Here is a 17,946-nt window from a genome sequence, read left to right on the forward strand (position 1 = left end):
ACGCAGGAATCCTACAAGGACTCGGCTGTACGGTTCGCGCGCACCATCTCGACGAACAGGCCGTGCACGCGGTGGTCGCCGGTCAGTTCGGGGTGGAACGAGGTGGCCAGAGCGTTGCCTTGACGGACCGCGACGATGTGGCCGTCATGCTCGGCGAGCACCTCGGCCGCGGCGCCGACGGACTCGACCCAGGGGGCGCGGATGAAGACGCCCTCCACCGGGGCGCCCTCGACGCCCTCGACGTCGACGGCCGCCTCGAAGGACTCGTTCTGCCGGCCGAAGGCGTTGCGGCGGACGATCATGTCGATGCCGCCGATGGTCTCCTGGCCCGAGCGCGGGTCGAGGATCTTGTCGGCGAGCATGATCATGCCGGCGCAGGTGCCGTAGACGGGCAGGCCGTCCCGCATTCGCGCGCGGAGCGGTTCCATCAGGCCGAACAGGACGGCCAGCTTCGAGATGGTGGTGGACTCGCCGCCGGGGAGGACGAGGCCGTCCACCTCGGCGAGCTCTTCGGGGCGCCGCACCGGCCTGGCCACGGCATCGGCCGCGGCCAGGGCGACGAGGTGCTCCCGTACGTCGCCCTGGAGGGCCAGGACGCCTATGACGGGGGTGTCGCTCATGGGTTCCTGTGCCTTACCAGCCGCGGTTCGCGTAGCGCTCGGTCTCGGGGAGGGTGTCGCAGTTGATGCCGACCATGGCCTCGCCGAGGTTGCGGGACGCGTCGGCGACGATCTTCGGGTCGTCGTAGAAGGTGGTGGCCTTCACGATGGCGGCGGCGCGCTTGGCCGGGTCGCCGGACTTGAAGATGCCGGAGCCGACGAAGACGCCCTCGGCGCCGAGCTGGCGCATCAGGGCCGCGTCGGCCGGGGTGGCGACGCCGCCGGCGGAGAACAGCACGACCGGGAGCTTGCCCAGCTCGGAGACCTCCTTGACCAGCTCGTACGGGGCGCGCAGGTCCTTGGCGGCGGCGTACAGCTCGTTGTTGTCGTAGCCGCGCAGGCGGGCGATCTCGTTCTTGATCTGGCGCAGGTGGCGGACGGCCTCGACGACGTTGCCGGTACCGGCCTCGCCCTTGGAGCGGATCATCGCGGCGCCCTCGGCGATGCGGCGCAGGGCCTCGCCCAGGTTGGTGGCGCCGCAGACGAAGGGGGTGGTGAAGGCGAACTTGTCGCTGTGGTTGACCTCGTCGGCCGGGGTCAGGACCTCGGACTCGTCGATGTAGTCGACGCCGAGGGACTGCAGGACCTGGGCCTCGACGAAGTGGCCGATGCGGGACTTGGCCATGACCGGGATGGAGACGGCGTCGATGATGCCCTCGATCATGTCCGGGTCGGACATGCGGGCCACGCCGCCGTCCTTGCGGATGTCGGCCGGGACCCGCTCCAGGGCCATGACGGCGACGGCGCCCGCGTCCTCGGCGATCTTCGCCTGCTCCGGCGTGACGACGTCCATGATGACGCCGCCCTTGAGCTGCTCGGCCATGCCGCGCTTCACACGGGCGGTGCCGGTCTCGGGAGCCTGGTTTTCGGAGATGGACACGGGTGACCTCGCTGCTGGGAAAGAGGGGTTTTGTGCAGCACCGAGGAAACGTGAGGGGACCAGGCCACAGCAAGGGCCAATGGGAAGCCGGTGGATCGTTTTCGCCCTGCGGCGACGGGGACGCCCCGCCGTCAGGAGCCCGAGCGGTCCGCCAGCACGGCCGGTGGTTCGTCGTCCATCTCGAAGGCCATCGGGAACGGCGCGTGGCCCGCCAGCCGGAACCAGCGGACCTTGCGGTGGCGGCGCAGCGCGCGAGCGGCGCGTACGGCGTCGTTGTGGAAGCGCCGGGCCATGGGGACGCGCCGCACCGCCTGCACGAGCTCGGTCGCGGCCTCCTCTCCCCCGGGCGCCTCCCGCACCGCCTCCAGTTGCTGGGCCTCCGCGAAGACGGCGCGCAGCGCCTGGCTCAGCTCGCTCTCGGCGACCTCCCGCTGCTCCTCCTCCGCCTGACGGGCGGCGTGCGCGGCCTCGTAGAGCACGATCGAGGCGGCCGGATCCAGGACCCCCGACGTCGCCAGTTCCTGCGCCACCGAGGCCCGGCGCAGCAACTGCGCGTCCAGGGCGGCCCGGGCGGCGTCGATCCGGGCGTGGAGACGGTCGAGACGGCCGGCGGTCCAGCTCAGATACAGCCCGATCGCGACCAGGGCGACGGCGATCCAGATGAGAGTGGTGGTCACGGGCGGCAAGGCTAGCGGCCCGACCGGCCTGCCGGTTCACCCCGCCCCGGCCGAGCCGCCCTTCGGCTCGGCCCGACAGGAATCTGTCCGTCCGGCCTCAGTCCCGGGCGAACCCCAGCCTGGCCCGCAGCCCCGTCACCCGGTCGTCCTCGGCCACCGCCGCCGCGCCCGCCGTCACCGTCTCGTAGACGGACAGGATGTCCGCGCCGACGGTCGACCAGTCGAAGCGCCGTACATGGGCGCTCCCCCGCTCCCGCAGCTCCGCGCGGCGTTCCGGGTCCTCCAGCAGCCGGACGGCCGCGTCGGCGAGGGCGTCGGCGTCCTCGTTCGGGAAGAGTTCGCCGGCCGCTCCCCGGTCCAGGACCTGCGCGAAGGCGTCGAGGTCGGAGGCGAGGACGGGGGCGCCGGCGGACATGGCCTCGACCAGGATGATGCCGAAGCTCTCGCCGCCGGTGTTGGGCGCGATGTACAGGTCGACGCTGCGCAGGAAGCGCGCCTTGTCCTCGTCGCTGACCATGCCGAGGAACTCGACGCGGGAGCGCAGCTCGGCCGGGAGTGTCTCCACCGCCTCCACCTCGTCGCCGCGCCCGGCGACCAGCAGCCGGGTCTGCGGACGCGCGGCGAGGATCTTCGGCAGGGCCTTCATGAGGACCGGCAGTCCCTTGCGGGGCTCGTCGATGCGCCCGACGAAGCCGATCGTGTCGCCCTGCCACTCGGCCTTGGGCTCGGCCTCGGCGAAGAAGTCGACGTCCACGCCGTTCGGGATCACCACCGCGTCCCCGCCGAGGTGTTCCACCAGCGTGCGCCGGGCGTACTCGCTCACCGCGATCCGCGCGCTGATCTTCTCCAGGGCGGCCTGGAGGATCGAGTACGCGGCGATCATGGCCCGGGAGCGCGGGTTGGACGTGTGGAACGTGGCGACGATCGGGCCCTGCGCCGCCCAGCAGGCCAGCAGGCCCAGCGAGGGCGAGGTCGGCTCATGGATGTGGATCACGTCGAACGCGCCGTCGTGCAGCCACCGGCGCACCCGGGCCGCCGAGAGGAAGCCGAAGTTCAGCCGGGCCACCGAGCCGTTGTACGGCACCGGCACCGCGCGCCCGGCCGAGACGACGTACGGCGGCAGCGGGGTGTCGTCGTCCGCCGGGGCGAGGACGGACACCTCGTGGCCGAGGCGGATGAAGTACTCGGCCAGATCGCGGATATGGAACTGAACGCCGCCCGGTACGTCCCAGGAGTACGGGCAGACGATGCCGATCCTCACGTGGATCCCTTCGCTGGATCGAGGTCCGCGAGCCACAAGCGCTGCAGCATGTGCCAGTCCTCCGGATGGTCGGCGATCCCCGTGGCGAAGGCGTCGGCCAGCGCCTGTGTCATCACAGACGTCTTCTCGGCGCGCGTGCCTGACTCGGGCACCTCGACCGCCGGGTGGACGCGGCCCTGCATCACGGGCGAGTCGTCGTACCAGAGCGTGACGGGAAGCAGCAGGGCGCCCGTCTGCTGGGCGAGCAGGGCCGGCCCGGCCGGCATCCTGGCGGTGTCGCCGAAGAAGTCGACCTCGACGCCGGAGGCGGACAGGTCGCGGTCGGCGACCAGGCAGACCAGACCGCCGTCTCGCAGCCGCCGGGCCAGGGTGCCGAAGGCGGTGCCACCGCTGTGCGGCAGGACCTCCATACCGAGGCCCTCGCGGTAGGCGACGAACCGGTCGTAGAGCGTCTCCGGCTTCAGGCGCTCGGCCACCGTCGTGAACGGGATGCCCAGCTCGGTGGTGACCCAGGCGCCGGCGAGGTCCCAGTTGCCCAGGTGCGGCAGGGCGAGTATGACGCCCTTGCCGGATGCCATGCCCTCGGTGACGTAGTGGATGTCCTTGACGGCGAAGCCGCTCTTGATCCGCTCCTTGCTCCAGGCGGGGAGCCGGAAGGACTCCATCCAGTAGCGCAGGTAGGAGCGCATGCCCGCGCGGGAGAGCTCGGCCAGCCGCTCGGGGCCCGCGTCGGGCACCACGCGCGCGTAGTTGCTCTCCAGACGCCGTACGCCCTTGCCGCGCTGCTTCCAGGCGAGATCGGCGATGGTGTGTCCGAGCCGTACGGCGACCGGCTCGGGGAGCTTCTTGACGGTGCTCCAGCCGAGGCCGTACAGCGCGTCCGTCAGCCGGTCCTGTGCGCTCACGTGGCCGCCTCGCTCCCGTGAGAGGCGTTGTGCTGCTTGCCCTCATTGTCCTGCGCGGCCGCCTCGGCCTCGGCGGACTCCCGGCGGACCGTGACGACCCGCTGGATCAGCGTGACGAGGCTGCCCACGGCGACGATCCACAGAGCGATGGGCAGCAGGTACTGGATGCCGGGGACACCGAACGCGTGCAGGCCCGCGAGCCCGGCCGCGACCAGCGAGATCACCAGCCGCTCGGCCCGCTCGACGAGCCCGTTGACGGCGACCGGCAGGCCGATCGACTCACCGCGGGCCTTGGTGTACGACACCACCTGGCCGCTGGCCAGGCAGAAGATCGAGACGGCGCACAGGACGAGGTCGTCGCCGCTCCCGGCGTACCAGAGGATGAAGCCACCGAAGATCGCGCCGTCGGCGACCCGGTCGAGCGTGGAGTCCAGGAAGGCGCCCCAGCGGCTGGAGCGGCCGAGCTGGCGCGCCATGTTGCCGTCGACGAGGTCCGAGAAGACGAAGAGTGTGATCACGACCGTGCCCCAGAAGAACTCGCCCATGGGGTAGAAGACCAGCGCGCCCGCGACCACACCGGCGGTGCCGATGAGCGTGACGGCGTCGGGGCTGACGCCCAGCCGGATGAGAAACGCGGCGAACGGTGTGAGGACACGCGTGAAGAATGCACGCGCGTACTTGTTCAGCATGGCCTTCCCGAGGGTCGGTGTCGCCGCATGGCCCCTGCTGGCCACCGGCTGGCCCATCGTAGCCACGCGCGCGTGTGGCTGAGGGGCGGGCACCCGGACCCCTTCGAGGGATCCGGCGAGCCGCTGGTGGGCGGCGCGATCGCGTCCTTCGTATGGACGCACCGTTACGGGAGTGGGAAGGTCGAATAACCGCGGGCGTCGCCGGAGCCGCCATGCACGCGGATCCCGCGTGTCCGCGCCCACAGTGACCTCACCGTGCACGGGAGGCAGGATCATGGGCGACAAAGGACAGACACACCCTGGGGCCGCCGGCAGGGCACGAGCGGCCGACCACCCTCAGTCCGTACGGAATGTGGTGCTGGTCGGCCACTCCGGATCGGGCAAGACCACCTTGGTGGAAGCCCTCGCGCTCACAGCGGGGGCGGTGAACCGGGCGGGCCGTGTGGAGGACGGCGGCACCGTCTCCGACTACGACGAGATCGAGCACCGGCAGCAGCGCTCGGTGCAGCTCTCCCTGGTGCCCGTCGAGTGGGACGGCATCAAGGTCAATGTTCTCGACACTCCCGGATACGCCGACTTCGTCGGTGAGCTCAGGGCCGGTCTGCGAGCGGCGGACGCGGCCCTCTTCGTCGTCTCGGCCTCGGACGGCGTGGACGGCTCGACCCGCATGGTGTGGGAGGAGTGCGCGGCCGTGGGCATGCCCCGGGCCATCGTCGTCACGCACCTGGAGGCGGCGCGCGCCGACTTCGAGGGGATGACGCGGAGCTGCGCGGAGGCCTTCGGCGCGGACGATCCCGACGCGGTCCTGCCGCTCTACCTGCCGCTGCACGGCCCGCAGGCGCCCGACGGGCACGCGCCCGTGACCGGCCTGATCGGGCTGCTGTCGCAGAAGCTGTTCGACTACTCGACCGGCGAGCGCAAGGAGTCGGAGCCGGGCGAGGACGAGCTGCCGCTGATCGAGGAGGCCCGCAACCGGCTGATCGAGGGGATCATCGCGGAGAGCGAGGACGAGACCCTCATGGACCGCTATCTCGGCGGGGAACAGGTCGACGTCAAGACCCTCATCGAGGACCTGGAGCGGGCCGTCGCGCGCGGGGTCTTCTTCCCCGTCCTTGCCGCCGCCCCCGCGTCCGACGGCGCCCGGCAGGGGCTCGGCACGGTGGAGGTGCTGGAGCTGATCACACGGGGCTTCCCGACGCCGCTGGAGCACGAGACGGTGCGGGTGACCACGATCGACGGCAAGCCGCGCGAGCTCAGGCCCTGCGACCCGGACGCGCCGCTGGTCGCGGAGGTCGTGAAGACCTCCTCCGACCCGTACGTCGGCCGGCTGTCGCTGATCCGCCTGTTCTCCGGCACCCTGCGCGCCGACCAGACGGTCCACGTCTCCGGGCACGGACTGGCCGACCGCGGGCACGAGGACCACGACGTCGACGAGCGGATCGGCGCCCTGTCCACGCCGTTCGGCAAGCAGCAGCGCCCGGTGTCGCACGTCATCGCGGGCGACCTGGCGTGCGTGGCCAAGCTGAGCCGCGCCGAGACCGGCGACACCCTGTCCGCCAAGGACGATCCGCTGCTCATGGAGCCGTGGCAGATGCCCGACCCGCTGCTGCCGCTGGCCATCCAGGCGCACAGCAAGCCGGACGAGGACAAACTCTCCCAGGGCCTGGCCCGGCTGGTGGCCGAGGACCCGACGATGCGGCTCGAACAGAACCAGGACACCCACCAGGTGGTCCTGTGGTGCCTCGGCGAGGCACACTCCGACGTGGCCCTGGAGCGGCTGCGCAGCCGGTACGGCGTCCAGGTCGACGTCGTGCCGCACAAGGTGTCCCTGCGCGAGACCTTCGCGCTCAAGTCGGGCGGACGCGGCCGGCACGTCAAGCAGTCCGGCGGGCACGGGCAGTTCGCGATCTGCGAGATCGAGGTCGAGCCCCTGCCGGGCGGCTCCGGCATCGAGTTCGTCGACAAGGTCGTGGGCGGCGCGGTGCCCCGGCAGTTCATCCCGTCGGTGGAGAAGGGCATACGGGCCCAGGCGGCCAAGGGAGTAGCGGCCGGATACCCGCTCATCGACGTACGGGTGACCCTCCTGGACGGCAAGGCGCACTCGGTGGACTCCTCCGACGCCGCCTTCCAGACGGCCGGGGCGCTCGCGCTGCGGGAGGCCGCCGCCGACGCGAAGATCCATCTGCTGGAGCCGGTGGCCGAGGTGTCGGTGCTGGTCGGCGACGACTTCGTGGGCGCCGTGATGAGCGACCTGTCGGGGCGGCGCGGCCGGGTGCTCGGCACCGAGCAGACACCCGGCGGGCGCACCCTGATCCGGGCCGAGGTGCCCGAGATCGAGATCGGCCGGTACGCGATCGACCTGCGGTCGATGGCGCACGGCACAGCGGGGTTCAGCCGTCGGTACGCGCGGCACGAGCCGATGCCGCAGCAGGTCGCGGACCGGGTGCGCGAAGAGGAGCGCAAGGCCTCGTAGTTCGCGCCCGGCGCCACCAAGTGGCCCTCGTGAGGGCTTCCCTCCGCATCGGCGGGCGGCTTGACAGCCGCCCGCCGACGGATGTCGGCGCGTGCGGATACGCTGATGACCTGATCAACAGGTGTGCGGAGCGCGGAAGTCGGGAAGGCCGCAGATGCGGATGCGGCAGCGATGGGGGCGGCAGTGACAGACGGATTCGACTTCAGCCCAGGGGCCCAGGTGCCTTTGGCGGGTTCGGCTGGGCAGACGGCGGCGACCTACGCACTGGCCGCGGCGGCGTACCGGGACGACGAGGTCACCAAGATCCTCAACGCCGACAACGAGTGGCACCAGTCGAAGGTGAAACCACCGCGCCCCTGGGCCAAGATCTTCCGCCCCAGGTTCGGCGAGGCCTTCTCCCGCGCCATCATCGACCGGATGCTGGGTGCCGGGCGCAACCCCGTGATCCAGTCCTTCGGCATCGAACCCCAGGTCGTCGTGGAGCACTGCCTGGCGGCGCACCGCATCCGCCGCGACCGCGACAACTGGCTCTCGGCGATCACGGTCATCTGCGGGGTGCTCTTCCTGCCGGGCTTCCTCGTGTGGCTGCTGGTGTTCACGCTGCGCACCACCATGGCCAAGCGCGAGGACAAGCGCGCCGGCGCCCTCGCCACGACCCTGCTGGTCGCGGTGGGCGCGCTCGCCGTGCTGTTCCTGATCAAAATGCCCTTCACGGGATTCTGGGCCCTGTACGGGCGCGCGGCGATCATCATGCCGGTGGTCGGCTGGTTCTGGGCCAAGCAGATCTGCGAGCGGACGGCCCGTGACCTGCGGGAGCGCTGGTCGAGCCTGCTGTCGGGCGGCGGCGTGGGCGCCAAGATCCCCGAGGCGGTTCCGGGCAACCCGGGCGACGCGGCCGAGCAGGTGCGCAAGGAGCTGGCCCGCCTCGGTGCCGAGCAGCGGTCCAACTCGGTCTTCTACGCCGGCCCCAAGGGCATACTCGGCATGGGCACGCGGTGGGGCAGCTGGCAGCTGGCCGAGGAGCTGGTCTCCGCCGATCCGGACAAGGAGTTCCACCCCTTCCGCAGCTGGGACGTCATCGTGGCGATCCAGGGCGGCCTGGGCATGCTGGAGCGCACGTCCATCAACACCGGCGGCTTCCCCAAGCCGTCCATCACGCACTGGATCGTCACGCCGATCGGCGAGAAGGCGGCGGAGGTGTCCCGGCCGAGCGGCACAGACGTCGACGCGTACACGGTCCGGACGCACGCCATACAGGACATCTGCAACAAGCAGCAGTTCGGCAGCGGCGACCGGCACTACCTCGGCGTGCAGTGGACCCTCTGGGACGGCCATCTGGTGATCACGATGCTGATCACGGTGACCGTGCTGCACGACACCCTGCGCATCGAGGTCACCGGGCACGCCCTGGGGCCGGTCAACCCGCTGTTCAACGAGAAGCCGGCGGCCAAGGAGAAGGCGGTGCAGAAGGCTCTCCGGTTCTGGGAGACCCGCACCGTGAAGCTCCCCCTGATCGACGCCGACGAAGTGGTACGGCTGGCCGCGCGCGCCCCGCTGACCTGGTACCCGCCGCTGCTGAACTGGCTCGGCGGCAGTCTGACGCTCCCGGAGCCGTTCGGTCTGCGGCATGCCTGGGCCGACCAGCCGTGGCGGCACCGCTTCATGGCCGACGACGCGTTGCGGGCGGCCACTCCTGTGCTGCGTGTGGTGCATGCGGCGGCGCTGAAGGTGCTGCGGGAGAACGGCGTGGACGTGGAGAAGTTCGGGTCCAGGTCGGCGGCGCTGAGTGGGGCTGTGCAGGAGGCTTCGCCGAAGAAGGCGGATGTCTACGACGCGTAGGGGCTCGTGAGCCTCGGGCGACAGGGGCCGGTGTCGAAGAACGAACGCCGGCCCCGCCGGACTCAGCTCGCCGGCCAGGCCTCCGCCAGCATCTTCCGGGTGTCCGCGAGCAGCTGCGGCAGCACCCGCGTATGTCCCACCACCGGCATGAAGTTGGTGTCCCCGCCCCAGCGCGGCACGATGTGCTGGTGCAGGTGCGCCGCGATGCCCGCGCCCGCCACCGTGCCCTGGTTCATGCCGATGTTGAAGCCGTGCGCGCCGGAGGCCGTGCGCAGGGCCGTCATCGCCTGCTTGGTGAGTTCGCCGAGTTCGGCGGTCTCCCCCGCCGTGAGGTCCGTGTAGTCGGCGACGTGCCGGTAGGGCACGGTCATCAGGTGACCGCCGTTGTACGGGTAGAGGTTGAGCACGGCGTAGACCTGCTCGCCGCGCCGGACGACCAGCCCGTCCTCGTCGGACTTGGCCGGGATCGAGCAGAAGGGGCAGCCGTCGCCGGCGCCCGGGCCGGTCGGCTTGTTCTCACCCTGGATGTAGGCCATCCGATGGGGCGTCCACAGACGCTGGAACGCGTCCTGCGTCCCCACTCCCAGCTGCTGCTCCGGCTCACTCGTCATGCACTGCAGCATATGGCGTCGAGCTGGGGGGACGGCAAAGGCCCCCGGGATCTCCCCGGGGGCCCGTACGCCGTGTGATCAGACCTGCGCCCGCTCCTCGACGACCTTCTGGATCTTCGCGATGGCCTCGTCGAAGGGGATGCCGTTCTCCTGCGAGCCGTCGCGGTAGCGGAAGGACACGGACCCGTGGGACATGTCCTCGTCGCCCGCGATGACCATGAAGGGCACCTTCTGCTTCTGGGCGTTGCGGATCTTCTTCTGCATCCGGTCGGAGGAGGAGTCGACCTCGACGCGCAGGCCCTGCCGCTTGGCCGCCGCCGCGAACTTCTCCAGGTACTCGACGTGCGCGTCGCCGATCGGGATGCCGACCGCCTGGACCGGGGCCAGCCACGCCGGGAAGGCGCCCGCGTAGTGCTCCAGGAGCACCGCGAAGAAGCGCTCGATCGAGCCGAACAGCGCACGGTGGATCATGACCGGGCGCTGCTTGGCGCCGTCCGCCCCCGTGTACTCCAGGTCGAAGCGCTCCGGCAGGTTGAAGTCGAGCTGGATCGTCGACATCTGCCAGGTGCGGCCGATGGCGTCCTTGGTCTGGACGGAGATCTTCGGGCCGTAGAAGGCGGCGCCGCCCGGGTCGGGCACGAGGGGCAGGCCCTGCTTCTCGGCGACCTGGCGCAGCGTCTCGGTCGCCTCCTCCCAGGCCTCGTCCGAGCCGACGAACTTCTCCGGATCCTTGGTGGAGAGCTCCAGGTAGAAGTCGGTCAGGCCGTAGTCGCGCAGCAGGCCGAGGACGAAGGTGAGCGTCTTGTCGAGCTCCTCCGACATCTGCTCGCGGGTGCAGTAGATGTGCGCGTCGTCCTGCGTGAAGCCGCGGGCCCGGGTCAGGCCGTGCACGACGCCCGACTTCTCGTAGCGGTACACGGTCCCGAACTCGAAGAGGCGCAGCGGCAGTTCACGGTAGGAACGCCCGCGCGCGTCGAAGATCAGGTTGTGCATCGGGCAGTTCATGGGCTTGAGGTAGTAGTCCACGCCCTCGTCGAGCTGCATGGGCGGGTACATGCCGTCGGCGTACCAGTCCAGGTGGCCCGAGGTCTCGAAGAGCTTCCCCTTGGTGGCGTGCGGGGTGTAGACGAACTCGTAGCCCTCTTCCTCGTGCCGGCGGCGCGAGTAGTCCTCCATGACCCGGCGGATGATGCCGCCCTTGGGGTGGAAGACGGCGAGGCCGGAGCCGATCTGCTCCGGGACGGAGAACAGGTCCAGCTCGCTGCCGAGCTTGCGGTGGTCGCGCTTCTCGGCCTCGGCGAGGAACTCCAGGTGCGCCTTCAGCTCGTCCTTGGTGGGCCAGGCGGTGCCGTAGATGCGCTGGAGCATGGGGTTCTTCTCGCTGCCGCGCCAGTAGGCGGCCGCGTTGCGCATCAGCTTGAACGCCGGGATGTTCCGGGTGGAGGGCAGGTGGGGACCGCGGCAGAGGTCCTTCCAGCACAGCTCGCCGGTCTTGGCGTCCAGGTTGTCGTAGATCGTCAGCTCGCCGGCGCCGACCTCGACGTCCGCGCCGTCGTCGCTGGACGCCGAGCCCTTGAGGCCGATCAGCTCCAGCTTGTACGGCTCGCCGGCCAGCTCCTCGCGGGCGGCCTCGTCGGTGACCGCGCGGCGGGCGAACCTCTGCCCCCGCTTCTGGATCTCCTGCATCTTCTTCTCGATGGCCTTGAGATCCTCGGGCGTGAACGGCTTCTCGACGTCGAAGTCGTAGTAGAAGCCGTCCTTGACGGGCGGGCCGATGCCGAGCTTGGCCTCGGGGAAGAGCTCCTGCACGGCCTGTGCCATGACGTGCGCGGTGGAGTGGCGCAGGATGTTCAGGCCGTCCTCGGAGGAGATCTCGACGCCCTCGACCTCATCGCCCTCGGACAGGGCGTACGACAGGTCCCGGAGCTCGCCGGCCACGCGGGCGGCGATGATCGAGCGCTCGCCGGCGAAGAGCTCGGCGGCCGTAGTGCCCGTCGTCACCACGCGTTCTTCCCGCTCGGAATCGCGCTGGATGATCACACGGACGTCTGACACCGGTCTCTCCTGACTGAAGGTGGGGCTGCGGCGCCGTACGGGAGCGCACACGAGTATGGATCGTACCGACCCCGGGCCGCCCACCGCGAAATCAGTCCCCGCGGTCCCCGCGATCGCCCCCGCAGGCCTCCTCGAAGAAGGCCGCCATCCCGGCGTTCTCCTGCAGCGCCTTCATCAGCCGGTCCCGCTCTGCGTCGTCGACCTGCACCGGTACGACGCCGTGGGCTCCGGTGAGACGCCGGAAGCCGCCCCGGCTCTCCAGCCGGCCCTGCACCCGTACCGGCAGTCCCACCAGGTGGGCGTGCCCGGCGATCCGGTAGCCCTCCTCGTCCAGGGTGATCCGGACGTTCGGGACCTCGGCCCCGGCCAGTACCCGCAGCCGTACGGTGCCCTCGCCGCGCGGCCCCGACCTGCGCAGCCGCACCACCGCTCCGGTGATCCGCACCGGCACGGCGGGTTCCTCGCGCAGATAGCGGGCGCCCGCCTCGCGCAGGACCGGCAGATCGCCGGGCGAGAACTCGACGGGCTCGGCGGAGGGCGCGCAGCCCTCGGGCACCCCGGCCGCCGGGGCCCACGCGACGGCGATCCGGGCGCCCTCGGTGCCCCGGACCAGGGCGACGAGGGACTCGGTGAGCTCATGGCTCACCCCTGCCTCGACCGCGGCGTCGAAGGCGTCCATGCCGCCCGTGGCGCGCTGGTAGTCGATGGCCTCACGGGCGGCGTACAGCGCCTGGTGGAGGCGTACGGCCACGGGGCGTCCGCCGGCGACGGGTACGAAGGCGGTGAGCCGGCCGTCGGCGGCGGAGCCGACGAGGACGTTCTCCAGGGACGCGGCGGCGGAGCGCCGATGGCGGGCGCCGTGATAGCCGGCACGCGCGCGTGCGGCGAGTGCCGCCGCGAGCAGCATCCGGCGGGCCGCGGTGCGCAGCCGGTCCTCGACGATCCAGGACGCCGCTCCGGCGGGCCCGGCGGGGACGTCGTGCCACCAGCGGATCTCGTCGCTGGGCACGGCGAGGGAGACGAGGACCTCGCGGGCGGAGGGCGAGCCGCTGCGGGAGAGGGCGAGCAGGGCCTCGCCGAGGAGGTCGTCGCTGTCGGGGAAGGCGCGGGTCTCCGGCACCAGCAGGCTGGTGCCGCTGCCGCCGGGGCCGGGCGGGGTCCAGCGGCCGTAGCGTCCGGGGGCGCCGCCGCGCCGCAGCCAGCCGTGCCGGCGCAGCAGTGCGCTCAGCACGGCCGGGTCGACCTCGCGGGGCTCGGGCGGAGGGCCGCTCCAGGCGTCGACGGGGTGGGGCCGCACGGCCCTCAGTGGCTCCTCGGTCGGGCGGTGCGTCACGGTTTCCCTCCCGTCCCGACCCGCGTCATGATCTCGCACAGGGCCCGGTCGTCGAAGATGCGTGCGGTCGGTATGCGCACGGTGGTGCGGCTGCGGCCGGTGATCGGCTGGCCGGCGAGGTTGGTCCAGTAACAGCAGTGCCTGAGGTCGAGCCGGTCGTGGCCGGCGCGCAGCCAGTCGTCCTGGGAGCGCGGCACCAGCATCACCACCAGGATCTTGTGCACCGACACGGGTGTGCGGGCGAGTTTCGCCAGGTGAGCGTTGTCGAGCGTGAAGGAGAAGGTGCGGCCCGGCGGGTTGGGCGGCACCTGGTAGGTGGCCTTGAGCTGCACCTTGATGGTGACCTCGTCGTCGACCGTGTGGCCGGGGGCGCTGTGGCTGACGTGCCAGTCGATGCCGTTGTCGGGAAACGGCTGGGACAGCGAGCAGCCGGCGGCCGCCGCGACGGCGTGCAGATAGCCGACCTGCAGTGTCTCCATGCAGGCGGTGGTGGCGAGAGTGCCGCGGGAGGGAGCCGTGCGCTCGGGCAGCAGCCCGCCCCGTTCGGGCTGCGCAATGGCCATGGCCAACAGCCTTCCAGAACAAGTGAGTCCCCGTGCGGGCCGCTGAACTGCAACAACCCGTACTCCTGTTGTCTCCTTCCGGCGTAGTACGCAAACAGCCCGGGTATCACCGAATCGGGCAGCGGACGGTGCGTCAACTGCCGAAGGTGAACGAGGGGTTGTGTGGCTATGACGACGTGCTGGTACGAGGGGGCGCTGGCCGCCTTCGACACGGAGACGACGGGCGTGGACGTCGAGACCGACCGGATCGTGTCGGCCGCCGTCGTCGTCCAGGACGCCCCGGGCGTCCGGCCGCGGGTCAGCCGTTGGCTGGTGAACCCGGGGGTGCCGGTGCCCGCCGAGGCGACGGCGGTGCACGGGCTGACGGAGGACCACCTGCAGCGCAACGGCCGGTGGCCGGCGCCGGTGATGTACGAGATAGCGGAGGTGCTGGCCGAGCAGGCCCACGCCGGCCGCCCGGTCGTGGTGATGAACGCGCCGTTCGATCTGACCCTGCTGGACCGTGAGTTGCGCCGCCATCGTGCCTCGGCCCTGGACCGCTGGTTCGAGCCGGCGCCGCTGCTCGTGCTCGACCCGAGGGTCCTGGACAAGCACCTGGACCGCTACCGCAAGGGCCGCCGCACGCTGACCGACCTGTGCGCGCACTACGGCGTCACGCTGGAGGGCGCGCACGACGCGGCGGCCGATGCCGTGGCGGCGCTGGAGGTCACCCGGGCGGTGGGCCGCCGGTTCGCGTCCCGGCTGGAGCGGCTCGCACCCGGTGAGCTGCACACGCTGCAGGCGGTGTGGCACGCGGCGCAGGCCCGGGGGCTCCAGGCGTGGTTCGCGCGCAGCGGTGTCGAGGAGTCGGTCGACCCGGCCTGGCCTTTGCGTCCGGACCTGCCTGCGGCGGCCTGAGCATCTGGTCCGGGGTATGAAAAAACCGGTCCGTCTGAGACGGACCGGCTGTTTCCGGTGGGCGATACTGGGTTCGAACCAGTGACCTCTTCGGTGTGAACGAAGCGCTCTCCCACTGAGCTAATCGCCCGGGAACGGACTGAACAATACAGGCCCCGGCACGTTTCCTTCAAACCGCTTCGAGGTGCCTGGCCAGTCCGCGCCGCCCGGACCGCATCATCAGCGCGTGGTTGGCGCGGAAGGCGGGCCGTCCCGGTACGGCGAGCCTCCTCAGCAGCGGCTTGGTCACGCTCACGACCTGGTCGTACCGCGCGAGACTGCCCGGCCCGAGCGGCGTGACCGTCCAGCGCGCCCAGCCTTCGATGTCCCCGGACAGGGCGGTCTCCAGCACACCGGCCGCGGGGTCGCGCTGCACCTCCCGTGCCGTGAAGGTCATGTCGTACGGCAGGACGGAGCGGATCCGGATCGTGCCGCTGGTCTCGTCGAGCCGGGTCACCTGCCGGACCTGGCGCCACCAGCGGGGGTAGTCGTCGGCCCGTTCCAGCACCTCGTACACGGTGGCGGGCGGCGCGGTCAGGGGCCACAGGCTGCGGAAGCGGTAGTGGTTCCAGTCCATGCCCGCAGTCTGCCCACTCCTGGTGGGGACTTGTCTGAGTACGCGGCTGAGTATCCGCACTCATGCCGTGCGAGGTGACGCGGACCACACTGCCAGGCATGACACACCTTCCGCCTCCGGCCGAGGAGTTGCGGCTCCTCGACGCCGAACTGCGGCAACTGGACGCCCGCAGGGCCCAGTTGCTGGCACGTCGCGCCTGGCTGGTCTCGACCCTGCAACGGATCCAGCGGCCCTTGCCGGTGGCATGGTCACCCACGGCACCGCCCCGCCCGGAGACCGCCGCGCCCAGCGTGCAGAACGTCCTCCTGGTCCTCGGCGGTGTCCTGCTCACCCTCGCGGCGGCGGTGTTCACGCTGGTCAGCTGGGGTCATATGGGCATCACCGGGCGGGCGCTGGTGCTCGGCGCGGTCACGCTGGCCGCGCTCGCCGGGCCCGTGCTCCTGCTGAAGCGGGGGCTGCGGTCGACGGCCGAGTCCGTGGCGGGGCTCGGGCTCGCCCTGACCGTCCTGGACGCGTACGCGCTGCACGAGGCCGCTCTCACCGGGACGGACGGGACCGGGTACGCGGCTGCCGCGTCAGCGGTGCTCGCGGTGATCTGGTCGGCGTACGGCCTGCTGCCGGCGACGGCCGCCTTGCGGTTGCCCCTGCCCTCCGCCCTGGCCGTGGCCCAGTTCCCGTTGCTGCTGTCGGCGCTGGCCGCTGACGCCGGTCCGTACGTGATCACGGCCGCGCTGCTGGTGACGGCCGGGCTCGACACGGTGGTGGCGCTGCGGGTGACGGCCGTGTCGGTGCGGATCGCCGCTGTCGTCGGTGCGTACGGCATGGGCGGCTGGGGCGTCCTGGCCGCGGGCTGGCTGTCGTTGGCGGCGGACGATCCGGGCGCCGCCGCCCGAGCCGGGGGGCTTCTCCTGCTAGCGGCGGCGATCGCGCTGGGCGCGGTCTGGCGGGGCCCGGGCACGCGACCCGCCCTTGGTCTCGCGATCACCTCGGGGCTGCTCACCGTGGGTGCCCTCGGTGGGGTCGCTCGCTCCGGGCTGCCCTCGGAGTGGGCGGTTCCGGCCCATCTGGTCTGCGGGATCGCCCTGTTGGCGGCGGTGCGGGCCGGGCGGCTGCCCGACGCGATACGGCAGGGGTTCGCCTGGGCATCCGGCGTCGTACAGGCGCTGGCACTGCTGTGGACCCTGCCCGTTCTCACCGTGGTGCTGCTGGGACCGGCCGGCTGGGTGGGCCGCGTGTGGAGCGGCGCTCCTTCGGACGCCCGCACCGCGGTGACCGTCGAGGCGCCCTGGCCTCCGGACTCGGCGGCGGCTCCCGTCGTGCTGGTCGCCGTCGCGGCCGTTCTCGCCCTGGCGATCCGCGCGGAGCAGTGGCGTGCGCGGGCCTGGCTGGGCGCGCTGGGCCTGCTCTGGGCGACGGCGCTGATGCTTCCTGCGGTTCTCGGGATTCCGTACGTCGCGGGGATGTCGGTCCTGGGGGTCATGACGGCGGCCGCGCTGTACGTGCGCCGGGCCACGGCGCCGGCCGCTCGACTCACCGCTCTCGTCCTCGCCCTGGTCACCTCCGTCAGCCTCGCTCTGACCGCTCTTGCCTCCCAGACCGCGACCCTGGTGGTCCTGTCCGCGCTGGTGGCCCTGTTCGCCGCGGCCTCATGGCAGGCGAGCGTCGCCCCCGTCACGGCTCCGGCCGCCCTCGTGTACGCCGCCGCCCTGGCCTCGGCCACCGGTGCCGCCGCGGACTGGGCGCCGGCCCGAACCGCCCTGCTGGTCCTGGCCGTCCCCGTGGCCGCCGCCCTGCTCGCGGCACGTCTCGGTGAGCACCGGGCGACCGTGCCGGTCGAGATCGTGGGAGCCGCCACCGGCCTGCTCGCCGTGGGCCTCGCCGTCACCGATCCGCCGCTGCTCGCCCTGGTGCTGGCCCTGTGCGGAGTGATCGCCGCGGGCACGGCGCTGCGTCCCGACCGCCGTCCCGTCGGCTACGCGGCCACGGCCCTGTTCGTGCTGGCCGCCTGGGTACGTCTGGCCGCCTGGGACGTCGGCACCCCCGAGGCATACACGCTCCCGGTGACCGTGCCCGCGCTGCTCGTCGGCGCCCTGCGCCGGCGCCGCGATCCGCGGGCGTCCTCCTGGACGGCGTACGGCCCCGGACTCGCCGCCACCCTCCTGCCGAGCCTCGTCGCGGCCTGGGCCGACCCGCACTGGACGCGACCGCTGCTGCTGGGCACGGCGGCCCTGCTGGTCACCCTGCTGGGAGCGCGGCAGCACCTCCAGGCGCCGCTGGTGCTCGGCGGCTCGGTGCTGGCCCTGGTCACGCTGCACGAACTCGCCCCGTACGTCGTGCAGGTGACGGGCGCACTCCCCCGCTGGGCGCCTCCCGCCCTCGCCGGACTCCTGCTGCTCGCACTCGGGGCGACGTACGAGCAGCGGATCAGGGACGTCCGGCGAGTCCGGGAGGTCCTCGGGAGGATGAACTAGCCGTCTCCTACGGAACG

The 17,946-nt window shown here is 71.8% G+C and carries 15 protein-coding genes and 1 tRNA gene; 4 read left to right on the top strand and 12 right to left on the bottom strand.

Annotated features, from left to right (window positions below; genetic code table 11):
* Window positions 1–11: 11 nt before the first annotated feature.
* The 6 genes from pdxT to pgsA all read right to left on the bottom strand — a co-directional run bounded on the left by pdxT (window position 12) and on the right by pgsA (window position 5,128).
* A complete protein-coding gene (gene pdxT / locus OHU35_RS07855; RefSeq protein WP_189726465.1) occupies window positions 12–620 on the bottom strand; it encodes a pyridoxal 5'-phosphate synthase glutaminase subunit PdxT in 609 nt (202 codons plus the stop codon).
* A 13-nt stretch (window positions 621–633) separates the two neighbouring features.
* Entirely contained in the window at window positions 634–1,539 is a 906-nt protein-coding gene (gene pdxS, locus OHU35_RS07860) for a pyridoxal 5'-phosphate synthase lyase subunit PdxS (RefSeq protein WP_184597240.1), read from the bottom strand.
* A 131-nt stretch (window positions 1,540–1,670) separates the two neighbouring features.
* Window positions 1,671–2,216 (bottom strand): hypothetical protein, encoded by a 546-nt coding sequence (locus OHU35_RS07865; protein WP_189726466.1) that lies wholly within the window; start codon window positions 2,214–2,216, stop codon window positions 1,671–1,673.
* A gap of 97 nt (window positions 2,217–2,313) precedes the next feature.
* Window positions 2,314–3,477: a glycosyltransferase family 4 protein gene (locus OHU35_RS07870; protein ID WP_359896484.1), complete on the bottom strand. Its 1,164-nt coding sequence runs from the start codon at window positions 3,475–3,477 to the stop codon at window positions 2,314–2,316.
* Entirely contained in the window at window positions 3,474–4,382 is a 909-nt protein-coding gene (locus OHU35_RS07875) for a phosphatidylinositol mannoside acyltransferase (RefSeq protein WP_359896483.1), read from the bottom strand. Before OHU35_RS07875 ends, OHU35_RS07870 begins: the two co-directional genes overlap by 4 nt.
* On the bottom strand, window positions 4,379–5,128 hold the full coding sequence (gene pgsA / locus OHU35_RS07880) for a phosphatidylinositol phosphate synthase (protein WP_405509188.1): 750 nt from the start codon (window positions 5,126–5,128) through the stop codon (window positions 4,379–4,381). Before pgsA ends, OHU35_RS07875 begins: the two co-directional genes overlap by 4 nt.
* Before the next feature lie 217 nt (window positions 5,129–5,345).
* Here pgsA and OHU35_RS07885 point away from each other — a divergent pair, with 217 nt between their 5' ends.
* Window positions 5,346–7,544 carry an elongation factor G-like protein EF-G2 gene (locus tag OHU35_RS07885; RefSeq protein WP_189726469.1) on the top strand — a complete coding sequence of 733 codons (2,199 nt, stop codon included), beginning with the start codon at window positions 5,346–5,348 and terminating at the stop codon, window positions 7,542–7,544.
* Between the two features lie 171 nt (window positions 7,545–7,715).
* Complete coding sequence (locus tag OHU35_RS07890) at window positions 7,716–9,383, top strand: hypothetical protein (RefSeq protein ID WP_189726470.1); 1,668 nt, start codon at window positions 7,716–7,718, stop codon at window positions 9,381–9,383.
* A gap of 62 nt (window positions 9,384–9,445) precedes the next feature.
* On the opposite strand, the gene OHU35_RS07895 is transcribed toward OHU35_RS07890, so the two are convergent.
* The 4 genes from OHU35_RS07895 to OHU35_RS07910 all read right to left on the bottom strand — a co-directional run bounded on the left by OHU35_RS07895 (window position 9,446) and on the right by OHU35_RS07910 (window position 13,945).
* Window positions 9,446–10,006, bottom strand: coding sequence for an HIT domain-containing protein (locus OHU35_RS07895; RefSeq protein WP_359896481.1), 561 nt, complete (start codon window positions 10,004–10,006; stop codon window positions 9,446–9,448).
* Between the two features lie 66 nt (window positions 10,007–10,072).
* On the bottom strand, window positions 10,073–12,049 hold the full coding sequence (thrS, locus tag OHU35_RS07900) for a threonine--tRNA ligase (RefSeq protein WP_189726472.1): 1,977 nt from the start codon (window positions 12,047–12,049) through the stop codon (window positions 10,073–10,075).
* A gap of 91 nt (window positions 12,050–12,140) precedes the next feature.
* Window positions 12,141–13,382 carry a hypothetical protein gene (locus OHU35_RS07905; RefSeq protein WP_405505074.1) on the bottom strand — a complete coding sequence of 414 codons (1,242 nt, stop codon included), beginning with the start codon at window positions 13,380–13,382 and terminating at the stop codon, window positions 12,141–12,143.
* The gene (locus OHU35_RS07910) at window positions 13,379–13,945 is read right to left on the bottom strand and encodes a DUF4365 domain-containing protein (protein WP_184597254.1); all 567 of its coding nucleotides are present in this window, start codon (window positions 13,943–13,945) and stop codon (window positions 13,379–13,381) included. Before OHU35_RS07910 ends, OHU35_RS07905 begins: the two co-directional genes overlap by 4 nt.
* Window positions 13,946–14,113: 168 nt before the next feature.
* Between OHU35_RS07910 and OHU35_RS07915 the strand changes: the two genes are divergently transcribed.
* Window positions 14,114–14,842, top strand: coding sequence for a 3'-5' exonuclease (locus OHU35_RS07915; protein ID WP_189726687.1), 729 nt, complete (start codon window positions 14,114–14,116; stop codon window positions 14,840–14,842).
* A 58-nt stretch (window positions 14,843–14,900) separates the two neighbouring features.
* Here OHU35_RS07915 and OHU35_RS07920 read toward each other — a convergent pair.
* Window positions 14,901–14,972 (bottom strand) — tRNA-Val (locus OHU35_RS07920).
* 39 nt (window positions 14,973–15,011) lie between these two features.
* Window positions 15,012–15,458 (bottom strand): SRPBCC family protein, encoded by a 447-nt coding sequence (locus tag OHU35_RS07925; RefSeq protein WP_405505075.1) that lies wholly within the window; start codon window positions 15,456–15,458, stop codon window positions 15,012–15,014.
* A gap of 98 nt (window positions 15,459–15,556) precedes the next feature.
* On the opposite strand from OHU35_RS07925, the gene OHU35_RS07930 reads away from it, so the two are divergent.
* Window positions 15,557–17,929 carry an SCO7613 C-terminal domain-containing membrane protein gene (locus tag OHU35_RS07930; protein ID WP_405505076.1) on the top strand — a complete coding sequence of 791 codons (2,373 nt, stop codon included), beginning with the start codon at window positions 15,557–15,559 and terminating at the stop codon, window positions 17,927–17,929.
* The last annotated feature ends 17 nt before the right edge of the window (window positions 17,930–17,946 follow it).

The organism is Streptomyces purpurascens (genome assembly GCF_045040895.1).
In the GTDB taxonomy this organism is placed as follows: Bacteria; Actinomycetota; Actinomycetes; order Streptomycetales; family Streptomycetaceae; genus Streptomyces; species Streptomyces purpurascens.